Annotated in this window: 12 protein-coding genes; 6 read left to right on the top strand and 6 right to left on the bottom strand. The window is 56.8% G+C overall.

Annotated elements, in window-relative coordinates; all coding sequences use genetic code 11:
- Positions 1 to 242: 242 nt before the first annotated feature.
- The 3 genes from G5171_RS18190 (at position 243) to G5171_RS18200 (ending at position 4,236) form a co-directional block, all read left to right on the top strand.
- Complete coding sequence (locus G5171_RS18190) at positions 243 to 1,880, top strand: PAS domain-containing methyl-accepting chemotaxis protein (protein WP_421172724.1); 1,638 nt, start codon at positions 243 to 245, stop codon at positions 1,878 to 1,880.
- A gap of 465 nt (positions 1,881 to 2,345) precedes the next feature.
- Positions 2,346 to 3,566 (top strand): hypothetical protein, encoded by a 1,221-nt coding sequence (locus G5171_RS18195; protein ID WP_421172723.1) that lies wholly within the window; start codon positions 2,346 to 2,348, stop codon positions 3,564 to 3,566.
- 160 nt (positions 3,567 to 3,726) lie between these two features.
- Positions 3,727 to 4,236, top strand: coding sequence for a hypothetical protein (locus G5171_RS18200; RefSeq protein WP_421260546.1), 510 nt, complete (start codon positions 3,727 to 3,729; stop codon positions 4,234 to 4,236).
- A 435-nt stretch (positions 4,237 to 4,671) separates the two neighbouring features.
- Here G5171_RS18200 and cysC read toward each other — a convergent pair whose 3' ends face one another.
- From cysC to cysG, 5 genes are all read right to left on the bottom strand, one after another.
- Positions 4,672 to 5,262, bottom strand: a complete 591-nt coding sequence (gene cysC / locus G5171_RS18205) for an adenylyl-sulfate kinase (protein WP_421172722.1) — start codon at positions 5,260 to 5,262, stop codon at positions 4,672 to 4,674.
- A 28-nt stretch (positions 5,263 to 5,290) separates the two neighbouring features.
- Positions 5,291 to 7,015 carry an SLC13 family permease gene (locus G5171_RS18210; protein WP_421260547.1) on the bottom strand — a complete coding sequence of 575 codons (1,725 nt, stop codon included), beginning with the start codon at positions 7,013 to 7,015 and terminating at the stop codon, positions 5,291 to 5,293.
- 4 nt (positions 7,016 to 7,019) lie between these two features.
- On the bottom strand, positions 7,020 to 8,447 hold the full coding sequence (cysN, locus tag G5171_RS18215) for a sulfate adenylyltransferase subunit CysN (RefSeq protein WP_421260548.1): 1,428 nt from the start codon (positions 8,445 to 8,447) through the stop codon (positions 7,020 to 7,022).
- Positions 8,448 to 8,459: 12 nt separating this feature from the next.
- A complete protein-coding gene (gene cysD / locus G5171_RS18220) occupies positions 8,460 to 9,392 on the bottom strand; it encodes a sulfate adenylyltransferase subunit CysD (RefSeq protein WP_323912904.1) in 933 nt (310 codons plus the stop codon).
- Between the two features lie 72 nt (positions 9,393 to 9,464).
- A complete protein-coding gene (gene cysG / locus G5171_RS18225) occupies positions 9,465 to 10,901 on the bottom strand; it encodes a siroheme synthase CysG (protein WP_236327065.1) in 1,437 nt (478 codons plus the stop codon).
- A gap of 197 nt (positions 10,902 to 11,098) precedes the next feature.
- Between cysG and G5171_RS18230 the strand changes: the two genes are divergently transcribed.
- Complete coding sequence (locus tag G5171_RS18230; RefSeq protein WP_159164778.1) at positions 11,099 to 12,022, top strand: SPFH domain-containing protein; 924 nt, start codon at positions 11,099 to 11,101, stop codon at positions 12,020 to 12,022.
- Positions 12,019 to 12,474 (top strand): NfeD family protein, encoded by a 456-nt coding sequence (locus tag G5171_RS18235; protein WP_005335704.1) that lies wholly within the window; start codon positions 12,019 to 12,021, stop codon positions 12,472 to 12,474. Before G5171_RS18230 ends, G5171_RS18235 begins: the two co-directional genes overlap by 4 nt.
- A gap of 69 nt (positions 12,475 to 12,543) precedes the next feature.
- On the opposite strand, the gene G5171_RS18240 is transcribed toward G5171_RS18235, so the two are convergent.
- Positions 12,544 to 14,649 (bottom strand): methyl-accepting chemotaxis protein, encoded by a 2,106-nt coding sequence (locus G5171_RS18240; protein WP_265061493.1) that lies wholly within the window; start codon positions 14,647 to 14,649, stop codon positions 12,544 to 12,546.
- Between the two features lie 140 nt (positions 14,650 to 14,789).
- Here G5171_RS18240 and nadA point away from each other — a divergent pair, with 140 nt between their 5' ends.
- A complete protein-coding gene (gene nadA / locus G5171_RS18245) occupies positions 14,790 to 15,863 on the top strand; it encodes a quinolinate synthase NadA (RefSeq protein ID WP_421260549.1) in 1,074 nt (357 codons plus the stop codon).
- The last annotated feature ends 7 nt before the right edge of the window (positions 15,864 to 15,870 follow it).

Below are 15,870 nucleotides of genomic sequence, written 5' to 3' on the forward strand. Positions count from 1 at the left end.
ACGCCCACCGACGCGCCACAGATCCCGCTCACAGCACCTCACTCAGCAAAGTGAGGTGCAAAATGCAGCTCCCCTCGCACCTTGCCGCTCGCTTTTTGCACATTGCAACGACAGCAGCGCCACATTCAGTGGCTGCGCCCCTTTATTGACACAAAAATCACTTAACGTGATTGATGGCCCGCCCTTTGCTTTGAAGCTTGATGCAGATCAATTTTCAACCACCACAGCCCGGAAGCATGGCTATGAGAATCAATCAACCGGTTACCCAAAGAGAACGTCTCTATCCAGACCACCAGAGCCTGATCTCCACCACGGATCTGGAGAGCCGCATCACCTACGCCAACGATGAGTTCTGCGAGATAGCAGGCTTCTCGCTCGACGAGCTGAAGGGGGAACACCACAATCTGGTGCGCCACCCTGACATGCCGAAACAGGCCTTTGCCGATCTGTGGAACCATATCCGCGAAGGCAAGAGCTGGATGGGACCGGTGAAAAACCGCTGCAAGAGTGGCGATCACTACTGGGTCAGCGCCTTTGTCACCCCCATCAAGGATGCCAGCGGCCGGGTGGTGGAGTATCAGTCGGTGCGCACCGCCCCGAGCGAAGAGATCAAACAGCGGGCCGAGAAGGTCTATGCCGACCTTCGCAACAACAAGCTGCCGCTGGCACTCAAGTTGCCCACCTTCTCCCATACCCTGACCATCAACCTCTGCCTGCTGCTGAGCCTGCTCGCCATGTTTGCGCTTGGCTACAACCACGACATGAACTGGCAACTGGCGCTGGTCGCCCTGCCGCTGGCGATAGCGGCCATCACCCTGAATGCCCTCTCCCGCCGCCTCGGCAAGCTCAACAAGATGGCCCGTAGCCGCTTTGACAACCCGCTGATGCAGTTGCTCTACACCAACAAGGTGGACAACATCGCCGCCATCGAACTCTCGATGGTGATGAATCAGGCAGAGTTCAACGCCGTGCTGGCCCGCACCCAGCAGACTTGCAGCAAGATCCTGCAGGCCGCCGAGGGGGATCTGCGCAACGCCGAATCCATCACCGACAACCTGCAACAGCAGCAGGCCGAAACCAATCAGGTAGCCACTGCCGTGACCGAAATGTCGGAATCCATTCGCGAGGTGTCGCAAAGCTCTACTGACTCCTCCAGCCTTCTGGATGAAACAGCCGTGCTGTTCAAGAGCGGCAACAGTAGCGTGGCCGAAACCGTGGCCGCCGTGGCGGGCATGAACAGCGAGCTGACCACCTCCAAGAGCGTGATCAGTGCGCTGGTCGGCCACTGCCGCGATATCGACGGCATCCTCGATGTGATCAACAACATCGCCAACCAGACCAACCTGCTGGCCCTCAATGCCGCCATCGAAGCGGCCCGGGCTGGCGAAGCGGGTCGCGGCTTCTCGGTAGTGGCTGACGAGATCCGCACACTCGCCATCAAGACCCAATCCTCGACCAGCGAGATCCAGAAGATGATCACCGAGCTGCAAACCAGCGCCGGGGATGCAGAGCAGGCGATGGAGAAGGGCTGCCAACTCTCCGAAAGCTGCCAGCAAAAAGCCTCGGCGACCGGCACTATACTCCAGCAAATCAACGATATGCTGCAGCAGGTGGCCTCTGGCAGCGGCCAGATTGCCCAGGCGGTGCAAGAGCAGTTCCACGTTACCGCCGAGATCAACCGCAACGTGCTCAGCATCAAGACCCTGGCCGATGACTCCAGCGTCGGCAGCCAGCACGCCGTACACGGCATCACCCAGCTGGTAAACCAGTTGAGCGATCTCGACCGGCTGGTACGCCAGTTCCAGAAAGGGGCTCCGGCAAGCCAAAGCCGCTATGAAGTGGCCACCACCCGCGCCGTGCCGGTACGCCAAGCCAGATAACCACTACCCAAACAATCACCGCAGACAAACCCTATGGGCCTACAGGCTCATAGGGTTTTTTAATGCCCGCCAGCAAGAGGACGATACTCCCGCTTCACCGTCCGATTTTCCCCTGCGCTGATGGGCCCAAGCGGTTGAGCGACCACATTTAAACCCATTAATGATTAATTTGTTGATCTTGCTCAGGAAACGGCCCGCTTGCGCTTTTCACCCCAGCCCCGTTCGGTAACATAGCCGCTTGGCGGCCTCTCGCAGGAGTCAGCCATGAGCCAAGTCAGTGCCAAAACGCAGGTAAAAAGCAGCAAACTGGAGGCTGAAATTCAGGGGCAGTAGCGTAGTTTTTGCAACTTGGTATGTAGCGTAGCGAAGCTCAACAGACGAGATGATTGCCACCAAAATGCTGGCGATCCTAATTATTAATTCAGATATAGGTGTGATAAATTGGAGAATATAAGAATTGGCAACATGCCTAAAAATAATTTAATGAATTTATATAACTCTATGGAAACAGCAGATCTTGATACACTACTTATCAAAAGCAGCGGACAGGAAATTAATAGATTTTTATCTCACATGAGTGAGCGAAATTTAAACAACCTATTCTCCTCACTCTCAAACAAGTCACTTAGTGCAATTTTTGAACGCATACCTGAAAATAGAATAAATAAATATTTACTGTTAGCCTCAGAGGCAAATGTTCGCAAAATTATTTCTAGCTTATCACATGAAGCAAAATTTAGAGTTCTTTCAAACTCCTCATCTAGCCTTAGGAGCAAGCTACTAAATACTTTACCTGTAAAGGCTCGTGAAGAATGGAAACATTTAATTAATGAAGAAACGCTTCTAAATCGCGAACTTAATAATATCACAGCAAATCGAATTGAAAACTCCTTGGAGAAAGAAGCAATAGATCGCATTCATTCTCTAGAGCAACAAGCTCAACTAAGACAGGAACAGGCTGAGGCTCGGATTCAACAATCTGAACTAAAGTTATCTATGATACAGCAACAGATAGCGCAATCAGAAAAACAGTTGCACGATCAACAAATGCGAGCACAAAAAGAACATGATGTGCTCAAAAAGCGTGAAAATGATTTATCGGCAAAGTTATTACAACTCAAGGAAGAACATGAGAAGCAAATACAAAACAGAATAGACATAAAAGTACCAGAATATGTTACAAATGCATTATCAGCTCTTGAAGCAAAAGAAACTGAGTATAAGACAAAAGCTCATGACTGGAGCCTTAAAGGAAATATAGCGTTAGCGTGTGCCATCATAACTTCATTACTAGCTTTAGCATATGGAGCTTATGAATTTAGTAATACTGAAAAATCAGATATTAGCTGGTTGTTTTTTGGTTATTTGATGCTCAAAGGATTAATTGTTATAGGTTTGTTTGGAGCTTGGGCAAAGCATGCTTATAGTCAGTCGAATGCATATATGCATGAGGCACTTAAGCGAACCGAACGCACACATGCAATTAGTTTTGGTAAGTTATATCTAGAAATATATGGTAATAATGTTAGTAAAGAGGATATGAAGTCTATCTTTGAAAACTGGAACATGGAAAGTCAGAGTGCATTTAAAGACATTAAGCAAGTTGATTTTCAGCCACAAACAATCGAAAAATTAAAAGAAATTATAGGATTAATGAAACATGAAGGCTCTGCAACGGTAAAATAATATTATGCATTTCATTATGTTTAACACAACTTCACAAATAAGGTCTACTTACATGTAGCATCCCTAACCCCATTTAACTACAATGGTTACGGCTACTGTATTTTTATTAATGTTATTATGGCGCTTTAAAGCGCCTAACTAAAACAAAACGGAAAACACTTTGAAACAAACCATTAGCAACTATCAAAGCATTTTTCAGTTACTTGCAGCAATTTATTTGGTGGCCGAATGGGTAAGCCTTGAAAGAATTAATGGGTATTACCAAAAGAAACTTCGCGACTTATATAGATATAGGTTTAAGGTAAATCAAAAATACAGCCACTTAATTAAAGATATTTTTGAAGAGTTTGAACAAAAAGAATGGGCTATGAATTACCCAAGAGCGTTACATAAAAACTATTCTACTTTCAAGTTAATCTGCTGGTTGTTTTTTACACTCAGTTTTAGTGCGCTATTACTTTCATCATTCTATCCGACACATGTTATACCTCATTGGCAAGCAGGCTTATTCATAATATTTTTACTGATGCCGTTTTTTTGGGCCATTTTAGCTCTTATAAAACCAGTATATAATCAGCATAACCGTATAGTATCCATGTTTGAAACGGCTCTAATAGAGATAGAACAAGCTATAAAAGATTATAAACAAAACAACCCCGAGCCGACTTAAAATGACGCATGGAAAAAAAGAGACGAGGGTGACGTTTTTGCTGTGAAAGATTATATAAAGTCTAAGCAAAATTTTAATGAAGAATTGACGAAGTATATGAAAGAAAGATTTGAATAACTATATGGCGATGTTGTTCCAGCTAGTATAAATCGTAAAAATCAAAGCTAAATAATAATCGAATTGTACAGTTCTAGTTATCACCTGACACCGGCCTCAAACCGGTGTTTTATTTACGCTACTTTAGTGCACACTTCCTTCGGTATCAATTCCAGCCCGTAGGTTCGAATAGCGCAGCGTATTTGGACAATCGCGAATAACCCCGCAACGGCATAAACAAGGATCGGAAGATCCCTTTGCGGGGTTGCTATCGACCGCCTTGGAGTGGCTCAAGACTGGCCGGCCGCCGGGCGCTTGTTATAGATTCTTCCGCTCCAGCTACAGGTAGTTCCCCTGCCGCAGGGCGGTCAGCAGCTCATCCACCAGCACAGCGACCGGCTTGCCGGCATTCAGCAGATGGATTTCCGGCTGCTCCGGGGCCTCATAGGCCGAATCGATACCGGTAAAATTCGTAATTTCCCCTGCCCGCGCCTTTTTATAAAGCCCCTTGGGATCGCGCTCTTCGCAGATGGCTAGCGGCGCATCGACAAAGACCTCGACAAACTCCCCTTCACCCAGGAGACTGCGCACCAGCGCCCGCTCGGCACGAAATGGCGAGATAAAGGCGGTGAGCACGATCAAGCCCGCATCCACCATCAGTTTCGCCACCTCGCCGACCCGGCGGATATTCTCCTGCCGCGCAGCATCATCGAACCCGAGATCGCCGCAGAGGCCGTGGCGCACATTGTCCCCATCCAGCAGATAGGTGTGCTTGCCTTGTGCCGCCAGCGCCTGCTCCAGCGCCCCCGCCAGGGTCGATTTGCCCGCCCCCGACAGCCCGGTAAACCAGATCACCAGCGGCTTTTGCCCTTTAAGCTCGGCCCGGCTCTGTTTGTCGACGGCATGGGCATGCCACACGATATTGCTCATCCAACACTCCTTGCTTGGCGCTTACGCCTCAAAATGGAAACAGCAGGGGCACCATCACAATCACCCCGAGGCTATAGGCCAGCGAGACCGGCAGGGCCAGCTTGAGGTAGTCCGGCATCTTGTAGTTGCCCGCGGCATAGACCATCAGGTTGGTCTGGTAGCCGTAAGGCAGGATAAAGCTGGAGCTGGCCCCGAACAGCACCGCCAGAATAAACGGCATGGTCGAGACATCCATGCTGAGCGCCAGCTGGTAACCCATGGGGAAGGCCAGCGCGGCGGCCGCGTTGTTGCTCATCAGCTCAGTCAGCACCAACGTAAATACATAGATACCGATAAAGGCGATGATGGGGCTGGCACCGTTGAACTCCCCCATCAGCCAGTCGGCGATAAGCTTGGCCAGCCCGCTCTTTTCCAGCTGATCGGCAATGGCCAGCGCCCCGCCCACCACCAGCCAGATATCCAGCGGGAAGCGGCGGCGGATCTCGTCCAGGGTCAGAATACGGGTGAGCAGCAGCGCCACCAGCATCAGCAGCAAGCCCTTGAACAGCGGCACCAGATCGAATACCGAGAGCGCCAACACCCCGAGAAAGCCCAGCACCACGGCGGCGCTACGCCTGCCATCGAGACGGGTGGAAGCTTCCAGCCCGCTCACCACCACAAACTCCCGTCCCAGCGATTTGTTGCGGGCAAACTGGGAGCCGGGGGCCAGCAGCAGGGTATCACCGGCATGCAGCTCAATCTGGCCGAGGCCACCGGTAAGCTGGGTTTCACCGCGGCGCACCGCCAGTACCACCGCATCGAAGTGGGTGCGAAACTCGGCATCCTTGATGGTCTGACCCACCAGCCGCGAGCTGTGGCTGACGATCACCTCCACCAGATGCTGGCCGTTGAGGCGGTGCTGGCCGTAGAGATCCAGCCCCTTCATCTCCTGCAACACACCGACGCTCTCCACATCGCCGCAAAACAGCAGTACGTCCCCTTCGTGCAGCTCGTGTTCCGGCTGCACCGGGCAGATCACCTCATCGCCGCGAATGATTTCCGCCAGATAAAGGCTTTTCAGGCTGCGCAGGCCGTTCTCCTTGACGCTGCGCCCCGCCAGCGGCGAACCGGCGCCCACCTTGGCCTCGAGAAAGTAGCCGGATTCGCGGCTCATCTCGGTATCCTGCACCGGCAGGTGACGCGCAAACAGCAGCACGGCCACCAGACCGGTCAGCAAGGTGCCCGCCCCCACCATAAAGAAGTCGAACATGCCGAGCGGCGGCGCCCCCATCTTGATGAGGAAACTGTTGACGATCAGGTTGGTGGAGGTGCCGATCAGGGTCAGCACCCCGCCAAAGGTGGCCGCGAAACACATGGGCAGCAGCAGCCGCGACGGCGCATGGTTGGGGTTGCGTTTGACCGCGCCCAGCATGGAGGCCACCACGGCAGTGTTATTGACGAAAGCCGACAGGAAAGCGGTGGAGAACCACACCTTCACCAGCACCTTGTTGAATGAACCTGTGCCCACCAGATTGGCGAACCAGCTCATGATGCGGGTCTTCTCCACCGCCAGCGACACCAGCAGCAACAGCACCAGCGTCAGCAGGGCACTGTTGGTGTAGCCCGCCGCCACGGCGTTGATATCCGCCAACCCGCTCAGGTAGGTGATGAGCACGGCGCCCGAGAAGAGCAGCGCCGGGCGGAGTTTGCCCTGGATCAGCAGGGCCACGAGAGCAGCCAGCAGACCCAGCACCAGGAATTGTTGCCAGGTCATGGGCTTACTCCTTGCTTGTGTCGTTACCGATGGCAAGGGCTTGCCAGTGCGGGAAGTGCTTGCGCACCAGCGCGTTGAGCTCGATCTCGAACTCGCTGTAATGCCCTTTTACCGCTTTGGCGGCCAAGCCTTCCACTATCATGCCGGCGCCGACGGTGACGTTGGTCAGCCGGTCGATCAGGATAAAGCTGCCGGTATCACGGATCTCCTGATACGGGTCGAACGCCACCGGGTCGGTGAGGCTCAGCTCGCACAGGCCGATCTCGTTGAGCTTGAGTTCGCTCGCAGGCAGCTCGTCCAGCTTGTTGATCTCGACGCGGTGGCGGATAGCCTCCACCTGACCGCGACTCTTCTTGGTGGCCAGTTTGACGTCGTAGACCCGACCCGGTTGCAGGGACTCCTCCCCCATCCAGACGATATGGGCCAGCAGATTCTGGGTCACTTGCGGCTGCTTGGCGGCATCCACCAGCAGGTCGCCGCGGCTGATATCGATCTCGTCGGCGAAGGTGACCGTGATGGCCTGACCCGGCAGGGCGTACTCCAGATCGCCGTCGAAGGTGACGATGCGGGTCACTGTGCTCTCCTTGCCCGATGGCAGCACCGCCAGCTTGTCGCCGACCCGCAGGATGCCGGAGGCGAGCGTCCCCGCGAAGCCGCGAAAATCGAGGTTGGGGCGGTTCACATACTGCACCGGCAGGCGCACCGGGTGGCGCTCCAGCTCGCGCTCCACCTCGGCAGACTCCAGCAGAGCAAGCAGGGTTTCGCCCTGATACCAAGCCAGCTTGTCGCTCTGGTTGACCACGTTGTCACCGTCCAGCGCCGAAACCGGCACGATATGGATGGTGTCGACGCTGAGCTTTTTGGCGAACTCGCGGTAATCAGCGCTGATGCGCTCGAACACCTCTTGGCTGAACTCCACCAGATCCATCTTGTTGACCGCCACCACGAACTGCTTTATGCCGAGCAGGCTCGCGATAAAGCTGTGGCGGCGGGTCTGATCCAGCACCCCTTTGCGGGCGTCGATCAGAATGATGGCCAGATCGCAGGTGGAAGCGCCGGTGGCCATGTTGCGGGTGTACTGCTCGTGGCCTGGGGTATCCGAGATGATAAATTTGCGCTTGGCAGTGGAGAAGTAGCGGTAGGCCACGTCGATGGTGATGCCCTGCTCGCGCTCCGCCTGCAGGCCATCCACCAGCAGTGCCAGGTCCAGCTTCTCGCCGGTGGTGCCGAGCTTCTGGCTGTCGGACTCCAGCGCTTTGAGCTGATCTTCATAAATCTGCTGGGAGTCGTGCAGCAGGCGACCGATAAGGGTGCTCTTGCCGTCATCCACGCTGCCGCAGGTGAGAAAACGCAGCAGACTCTTGTGCTGCTGGGCGTGCAGATAGGCTTCAATGCCCTGTTCGGTGATGGCGGTCTGAATATGGCTGTTCATGCTGACGACTCCTTAGAAATATCCCTGACGCTTCTTCTGCTCCATGGAGCCGGCCTGATCGTGGTCAATCAGCCGCCCTTGCCGCTCGCTCGAGGTGGTGAGCAGCATCTCTTCAATAATTTCCGGCAAGGTGGTGGCATCGGATTCGATGGCCCCGGTGAGCGGGTAGCAGCCGAGGGTACGGAAACGCACCAGCTCCTGCTTCACCTCATCCTCGGCGGTCAGCGGCATGCGCTCGTCATCCACCATGATCTTGATGCCGTTGCGCTCAACCACCGGACGGTAAGCGGCGAAGTAGAGCGGCACTATGTCGATCTTTTCCAGATAGATGTATTGCCAGATATCCAGCTCGGTCCAGTTGGAGAGCGGGAACACCCGGATGCTCTCCCCCTTGTTGACCTGGCTGTTGTAGACGCGCCACAGCTCGGGGCGCTGGTTCTTCGGATCCCAGCGGTGGGACTTATCACGGAAGGAGTAGACCCGCTCCTTGGCGCGGGACTTCTCCTCGTCGCGGCGGGCACCGCCGAAGGCGGCATCGAAGCCATATTTGTTGAGCGCCTGCTTGAGCGCCTCGGTCTTCATGATGTCGGTGTGCTTGCCGCTGCCGTGGACGAAGGGGTTGATGCCCATGGCGAGCCCTTCCGGGTTCTTGTGGACGATGAGATCCAGCCCGTACTTTTTGGCGGTCTCGTCGCGAAACTTGATCATCTCCTTGAACTTCCAGTCGGTATCGACGTGAAGCAAGGGGAACGGGATCTTGCCCGGATAGAAGGCCTTGCGGGCCAGATGCAGCATGACGGAGGAGTCCTTGCCGATGGAGTACATCATCACCGGGTTTTCAAATTCGGCAGCCACCTCGCGGATGATATGGATGCTCTCGGCCTCCAGCTGCTGCAAGTGCGTCAATCTTTCACGGTCCATGTTGGTCCTCGGGTCATTGCTTATGCGCCTGCTCGGGGCGCTGGGTGGTTCAGTGCGCGGCCGCACCGGCAGCCGCATCAAATATCTCTTTCCGGGTCAGGCCAGCTGCACCAGCTTGAGGTCACAGCCATCGAGATCCGGGTTAGCGCGCTGCTGCTCGCCGCCCTTTTCCCCAAACCAGGCCAGCCGCTCGCGCAGGGCAACCACTTCGCCGATGACGATAAGCGACGGGCTCACCGCCTGTTTGGCCAGCTCCGCCAGATCCGCCAGCGTGCCGGTCAGCACCCGCTGGCGGGATGTGGTGCCGCGCTCGATGATGGCGATGGGGGTGGCTTGGCTTCGGCCGTGATCCACCAGCTGCTGCTGGATATGCTCGGAGCGCATCAGCCCCATGTAGATGACCAGGGTCTGACTGGTGGCGGCGAGCTGCTGCCAGTCGGGCTCCTTGCCCTCTTTTTGGCAGTGGCCAGTGATAAAGACGGCGCTCTGGGCATAATCACGGTGAGTCAGCGGAATACCGGCATAGGCGGTAGCACCGGCAGCAGCCGTGATGCCGGGCACCACCGAGAAAGGGATGCCTTCATCGGCCAGCACTTCCAGCTCCTCGCCACCCCGGCCAAACATAAAGGGATCGCCCCCTTTCAGCCGCACTACCCGATTGCCCGCCTTGGCGTATTCCACCAGCAGGCGATTGGTCTCCTCCTGCGGCACGCTGTGGGCGCCCGCCTTCTTGCCAACCGACACCAGAGTGGCGTCACGGCGCACCAGATCGAGGATCTCGGCGGAGACCAGCTGGTCGTAGAGCACCACTTCAGCCTGTTGAATCTGTTGCAGCGCCTTGAGGGTCAGCAGGCCCGGATCACCGGGACCCGCACCGACCAGCACCACCTCGCCCACTTCGCTTTTCGCCTGATCGAGGCCATCACTCAGCCACTGCTCGGCCCCTTGCCAATCCTCTTTTTCAATCAGGCTGGCGAGGGTGTTGGAGGCAAAGGCGCGCTCCCAGAAACGGCGACGGTCGGAAATCGAGGAGAGCACCCGCTTGGCCTTGTCACGAACCCGGCCGGAGAGCTCGGTCAGCCCGCCGAGATGGCGTGGCAGCAGGCTCTCCAGCCGCTCACGCAGCAGGCGTACCAGCACCGGCGCCTTGCCGCCGCTGGAGACCGCCACCATCAGCGGCGAGCGATCGATGATCGAGGGGAAGATAAAGCTGGAGCGTTTGGGGTCATCCACCACATTGACGAACAGACCCAGCTGATTGGCACTTTGATAAACCAGCGCATTGACTTCGAGGTTGTCGGTCGCCGCCACCACCAAAATCTGGCCAGCCAGATGGGCCGGGGTGAAGCGCTCCGCAAGATGGGTGAAACGACCGGTGAATTCCGCAAATTCCGGTTCAAGCTCCGGGGAGACCAGGGTCAGCCGGGCACCGGCCGCCAGCAGCAGACGCGCCTTGCGCAGGGCAACCTCGCCCCCGCCCACCAGCAGTACCGGACGGCCTTCCAACTTGGCAAACATAGGTAAATAATCCATTTCGGCCCATCCCTCGGAACACGACTAATATGGGGCGACTATAGGCAGGGCAGCTTATCCCTCAAAATAATAAAAAATGCTTTTTAATGCATTTTGGTAATTAGCAAAGCCAATTCATGACAAAGGCGTACAAAGTCACTTGTGGTACCTGACGCCAGACCATAGGCTAGGGACTGTGTTTCATAAGGAGCTAGATGATGAATGAATCATTGATTGTGCTAGGGATTTTTGTGTTCCTGGTGCTCGCCACCCTGAGTGCGGGCATCAAGATAGTGCCCCAAGGCTACAACTGGACGGTGGAGCGCTTCGGCCGCTACACCCGCACCCTGACCCCGGGTCTCAACCTGCTGATCCCCTACGTGGATAGGGTCGGCCACAAGATCATCATGATGGAGCAGGTGCTGGACATCCCGGCACAAGAGGTGATCTCCCGCGACAACGCCAACGTCACCATCGACGCCATCAGCTTTGTGCAGGTGGTGGATGCCCGTAAAGCGGGCTACGAGGTCAACGATCTCACCAGCGCTATCCGCAATCTCACCATGACCAATATGCGGACCGTGCTCGGCGCCATGGAGCTGGACGAGATGCTCTCCCAGCGCGACACCATCAACGAGAAGCTGCTGCGCACCATGGATGCCGCCACCGCCCCCTGGGGCATCAAGGTGACCCGCATCGAGATTAAAGATGTGCGCCCACCGCTGGCACTGGTCGAGGCGATGAACGCCCAGATGAAGGCCGAGCGCCAGAAACGGGCCGAGGTACTGGAGGCCGAAGGGGTGCGCCAGTCCAAAATCCTGAAAGCGGAAGGCGAGAAGCAGTCCCAGATCCTCAAAGCCGAAGGTGAGCGTCAGGCCGCCTTCCTCGCCGCAGAAGCGCGGGAGCGGGCTGCCGAGGCGGAAGCCAAGGCGACCCATATGGTCTCTCAAGCCATCGCCGCCGGAGATCTGCAGGCCATCAACTACTTCGTGGCCCAGAAATATACCGAGGCACTGGCCCGCATCGGTGAAGGCCCCAACAGCAAGATCATCATGATGCCGCTGGAAGCGGGCAGCCTGATTGGCTCTGTGGCTGGCATGGCCGAGCTGTTCAACAAAGATGGCAAGGGCAGCAAGTCATGACAGCCCTGTTAGAGGGGCTGACCCACTGGCACTGGCTGGGACTCGGCTTCATTCTGCTGGCCATCGAGGTGCTCGGCTCTGTGGGCTTTTTGCTCTGGACCGGCATCGCTGCGCTGGAAGTGGGGCTACTGCTGCTGATCTGGCCCTTCGGCTGGCAGGCGCAGTTGCTGCTGTTTGCGGTGCAATCCCTGCTCACCACCTGGGCCTGGTGGCGCTGGCAGCACCAGCGCGACAACTCGGGTCAGGATGCCGCCAGCACCATCAACGAGCGGATGCAGAGCTATATGGGCCGCGAGCTGACCCTGCTGGATGACGTCACCCAAGGTACCAGTCGGGTGCATCTGGACGATACAGTCTGGACGGTGCGCTGTGACGAGTCGCTGCCTGCGGGCAGCAAGGTCAGAGTAGTGGGGGCTGACTCACACATCCTGCTGGTTGAACCCCGCAACTGACGCAACTCTGCCGTCGAGTCATAAAAAAGCCCGCGATCGCTCGCGGGCTTTTGTCTCTCTGGCTGCCACTCAGGTACGCAGCCGATCGAGCTGACTGGCGAGCGCCGTGGCCGCTTGCTCCAGCGCCTCGCTCAGTTGATGGCTGGAGCTGGCCTCCTGCCCAATCACGTTGGCGGTATCACCAATCCGCATCAAATTCTTGTTGATATCGTCACTGACGGCGCTCTGCTGCTCGGCGGCGGTAGCCACCTGACTGATGTGGTCGTGGATCTGCTGGATCTGCGCCACCACCCGATTGAGCGCCTCGAACGCCTGCTCGGTGCCCTGCACCGTGGTGGTGGAGCGCTCGATGCCGGTATTCATCAGACGTTGACTGCTGCTCACCTCTGTTTGCAGGCTACCAATCAGCTGGCCGATCTCGTCGGTCGATTCACGGGTCTTGTTGGCCAGCGCCCTTACCTCATCCGCCACCACAGCAAAGCCACGGCCCATATCACCCGCACGTGCCGCTTCGATGGCGGCATTGAGGGCCAGCAGATTGGTCTGCTCAGCAATGGCACGGATCACATCGAGGATCCGGCTGATATTGGTGCTGCGCTGGGCCACCAGCGCCACCGCTTTATCCGCCTCATGCATATCGCCGACCAGAGTATGGATCTCGTTGCGAGCATTGCTGAGGGTCTGCTGGGCGGTATTGATGTGGTGGGTCGCCGCTTCCGACTCCTGCGCCGCCTGCTCGGCATAACCCGCCACGCTGACTGCCGTGGTGCTCATCTGATGCATGGCGCTTACCACGCTCTCCAGCTCCAGATTCTGCTCGTCCAGACTACTGCGCATGGTGTCGGCGGTATGTTTCATCTCCCGCGCCTGCTGGTAGACCTGCTGACCGATCCCCTTGCTCATTTGCACCATGCCCCGCAGCTTGCCGAGGAAGGCATTGAGCTGGGCCCCCAGATCGATCAGCTCCTGATGGGTGTCGATCTCCATCTGCTGGGTCAGGTCCCCCTCGTTGCTGGAGAGGTGGCCCACATGGCGGCTGATAAGAGAAAGTGGCGCTGTGATGGTCTGGATAAACCAGACCAGCAACCCCAACACCAACAGGGTAATCCCGCCCATGGCGATGATCTGCTGCCGCTGGGCATCCACCAGCAGGGTGCCCAGTTCATTGCTGATGGCGTGCGCCTTGCTCAGCGCCAGCGCCTTGGGCACCTTGATCATCAACCACCACTGGGTATTGGCTGCCTCAACCCGGATGGGCTGATGAAGAATGAAGTCACTGTCGCTGCTGACCGGCTGACCGTCAGGCAGGGTCAGGCCCACCTCCTTGAGTGGACGGCCCAGCTTGTCGGCATAGCGGTTGCTGCCCACAATCAGCCCCATCTTGCTGACCAGGGTCACATCCGCCTTGTTGTCATAGAGGCTCTTGCCAAGGTTTTCAGCTAGTTGCTGGAAGATGGGCAGGTTCATATCCACCCCGGCCAGCCCGACAAACTTGCCGTCACGCAGCACGGGCACCGTCAGGCTGGTCATCAGCATCTTGTTGCCCGGGCTGATTTCGTAGAGGTAGGGCTCCATCAGGCAGGGCTGGCGGGTATCGCGGCCACAGAGATACCACTCGCTGTTGCGAATGCCGAACTCGTTGAGGGAGGTATCAAACTTGGCCTCGCTGGCAGCGGCGTCCACCGCTTGCTGGGCGACGGCCCCTCCCTGATCCTTGGTGAAATAGACCTCCAGACTCCCCTTGCTTGCCACCGAGTGGCTGGCCCCGCCCAGCCAGTTGCCATCCTCGCCATCATAGCCATCCGGTTCAAACTGGGCATAAATGGAGCTGATCCCGCTCGCCTGCTGTAGGCTGCTGCCGAGCAGAGACTCCACTTGGGGCCGCGACAAGCGCAGTTCCGGTTTGACCATCCCGGCTTCAATCTGGGCGGTCACGGTCAGGGGGATCTGATAGGAGTTCTGCATCAGCGAGGCAATCTGGATGGCATAGCGCTCTGCCTGATACTGCAGGCTGCGGGAGACCTCCTCTTCCAGTGCATCGCTGGTCTGGGTCATCACCATATTGCGAAGGGAGCTGAAAGAGGCCGATTGCAACAGGGTCATGGCCAGCCCGGTCAGCAGAAAGAGCCCCATGGTAAGGCACAACAACTTGAACTTGAGGGAACGTTGCTTCATGCGACAACTCCTTATGGCAGAATAACAACGAATTACTTGAGTATATTCGCCCACTTGCGCTTCACCCGATTTGTTGATGGGTTTGTGGCAGGCTTCTGGTTATAATTTTTGCCTTCCCGAGCGTTGATGGAACAGTCGCAATGAGCAATGCACTGAGCAGTGTCCCGCCGGTAGTCGCAATGGACTACCCCTTTCCGGCCAAACCTCTTCCCCTGAGTGACGAGCAGAGAATGACCTTGACCACAGAAATCAAGGCGCTGCTCAAGGAGCGCAAGGCGGTACTGGTTGCCCACTACTACACGGATCCCGAGATCCAGGCGCTGGCCGAAGCCACCGGCGGTTTCGTCGGTGACTCGCTGGAGATGGCCCGTTTTGGCCGCGATCATGAGGCACAAACCCTGATCGTCGCCGGGGTACGTTTCATGGGGGAAACCTCCAAGATCCTGAGCCCCCACAAGCGGGTGCTGATGCCGACTCTGGAGGCCGAATGCTCCCTCGATCTGGGCTGTCCCATCGAGCAGTTCTCAGCCTTCTGCGATGCCAATCCCGACCACACCGTGGTGGTCTATGCCAATACCTCGGCTGCGGTCAAAGCGCGGGCTGACTGGGTGGTGACCTCCAGTATTGCGCTGGAGATCGTCGAGCACCTCGACAGTCTGGGTCACAAGATCATCTGGGGCCCGGATCGCCATCTGGGTGCCTATATCGAGAAGAAGACCGGCGCGCAGATGCTGCGCTGGCAGGGCCACTGCATCGTCCACGACGAATTCAAGGCCCGCGCCCTGCGCGAGCTGAAAGAGCAGAATCCGGATGCCGCCGTGCTGGTTCATCCGGAGTCCCCCGCCTCGGTGATCGAGCTGGCCGATGCGGTCGGCTCAACCAGTCAGCTGATCAAGGCCGCCAAAGAGCTGCCCCAGCAAAAGCTGATCGTGGCGACCGATCGGGGCATCTTCTACAAGATGCAGCAGGCCTGTCCGGAGAAAGAGATGGTGGAAGCACCGACCGGTGGCGATGGCGCTACCTGCCGCAGCTGCGCCCACTGCCCCTGGATGGCGATGAACGGTCTGGTGGCGATCAAGGAAGCGCTCACCGACGGTGCCGAGCGCCACGAGATCCATGTCGATGAAGATCTGCGGGTCAAAGCCTTGATCCCCCTCGACCGGATGCTCAATTTCGCCGCCGAACTCAAGCTCAAGACCCAGGGCAACGCCTGATTGCCAC

The sequence above is a fragment of the Aeromonas sp. 600774 genome, from assembly GCF_049175075.1.
Taxonomy (GTDB): Bacteria; Pseudomonadota; Gammaproteobacteria; order Enterobacterales; family Aeromonadaceae; genus Aeromonas; species Aeromonas veronii_A.

What these genes read in the sequence shown, in the direction of transcription:
- G5171_RS18190 (WP_421172724.1), top strand. Translation starts at nt 243, where the DNA reads ATGAGAATCAATCAACCGGTTACCCAAAGAGAACGTCTCTATCCAGAC.
- G5171_RS18195 (WP_421172723.1), top strand. Translation starts at nt 2,346, where the DNA reads ATGCCTAAAAATAATTTAATGAATTTATATAACTCTATGGAAACAGCA.
- cysC (WP_421172722.1), bottom strand. Translation starts at nt 5,262, where the DNA reads ATGAGCAATATCGTGTGGCATGCCCATGCCGTCGACAAACAGAGCCGG.
- G5171_RS18210 (WP_421260547.1), bottom strand. Translation starts at nt 7,015, where the DNA reads ATGACCTGGCAACAATTCCTGGTGCTGGGTCTGCTGGCTGCTCTCGTG.
- cysN (WP_421260548.1), bottom strand. Translation starts at nt 8,447, where the DNA reads ATGAACAGCCATATTCAGACCGCCATCACCGAACAGGGCATTGAAGCC.
- cysG (WP_236327065.1), bottom strand. Translation starts at nt 10,901, where the DNA reads ATGGATTATTTACCTATGTTTGCCAAGTTGGAAGGCCGTCCGGTACTG.
- G5171_RS18230 (WP_159164778.1), top strand. Translation starts at nt 11,099, where the DNA reads ATGAATGAATCATTGATTGTGCTAGGGATTTTTGTGTTCCTGGTGCTC.
- G5171_RS18235 (WP_005335704.1), top strand. Translation starts at nt 12,019, where the DNA reads ATGACAGCCCTGTTAGAGGGGCTGACCCACTGGCACTGGCTGGGACTC.
- G5171_RS18240 (WP_265061493.1), bottom strand. Translation starts at nt 14,649, where the DNA reads ATGAAGCAACGTTCCCTCAAGTTCAAGTTGTTGTGCCTTACCATGGGG.
- nadA (WP_421260549.1), top strand. Translation starts at nt 14,790, where the DNA reads ATGAGCAATGCACTGAGCAGTGTCCCGCCGGTAGTCGCAATGGACTAC.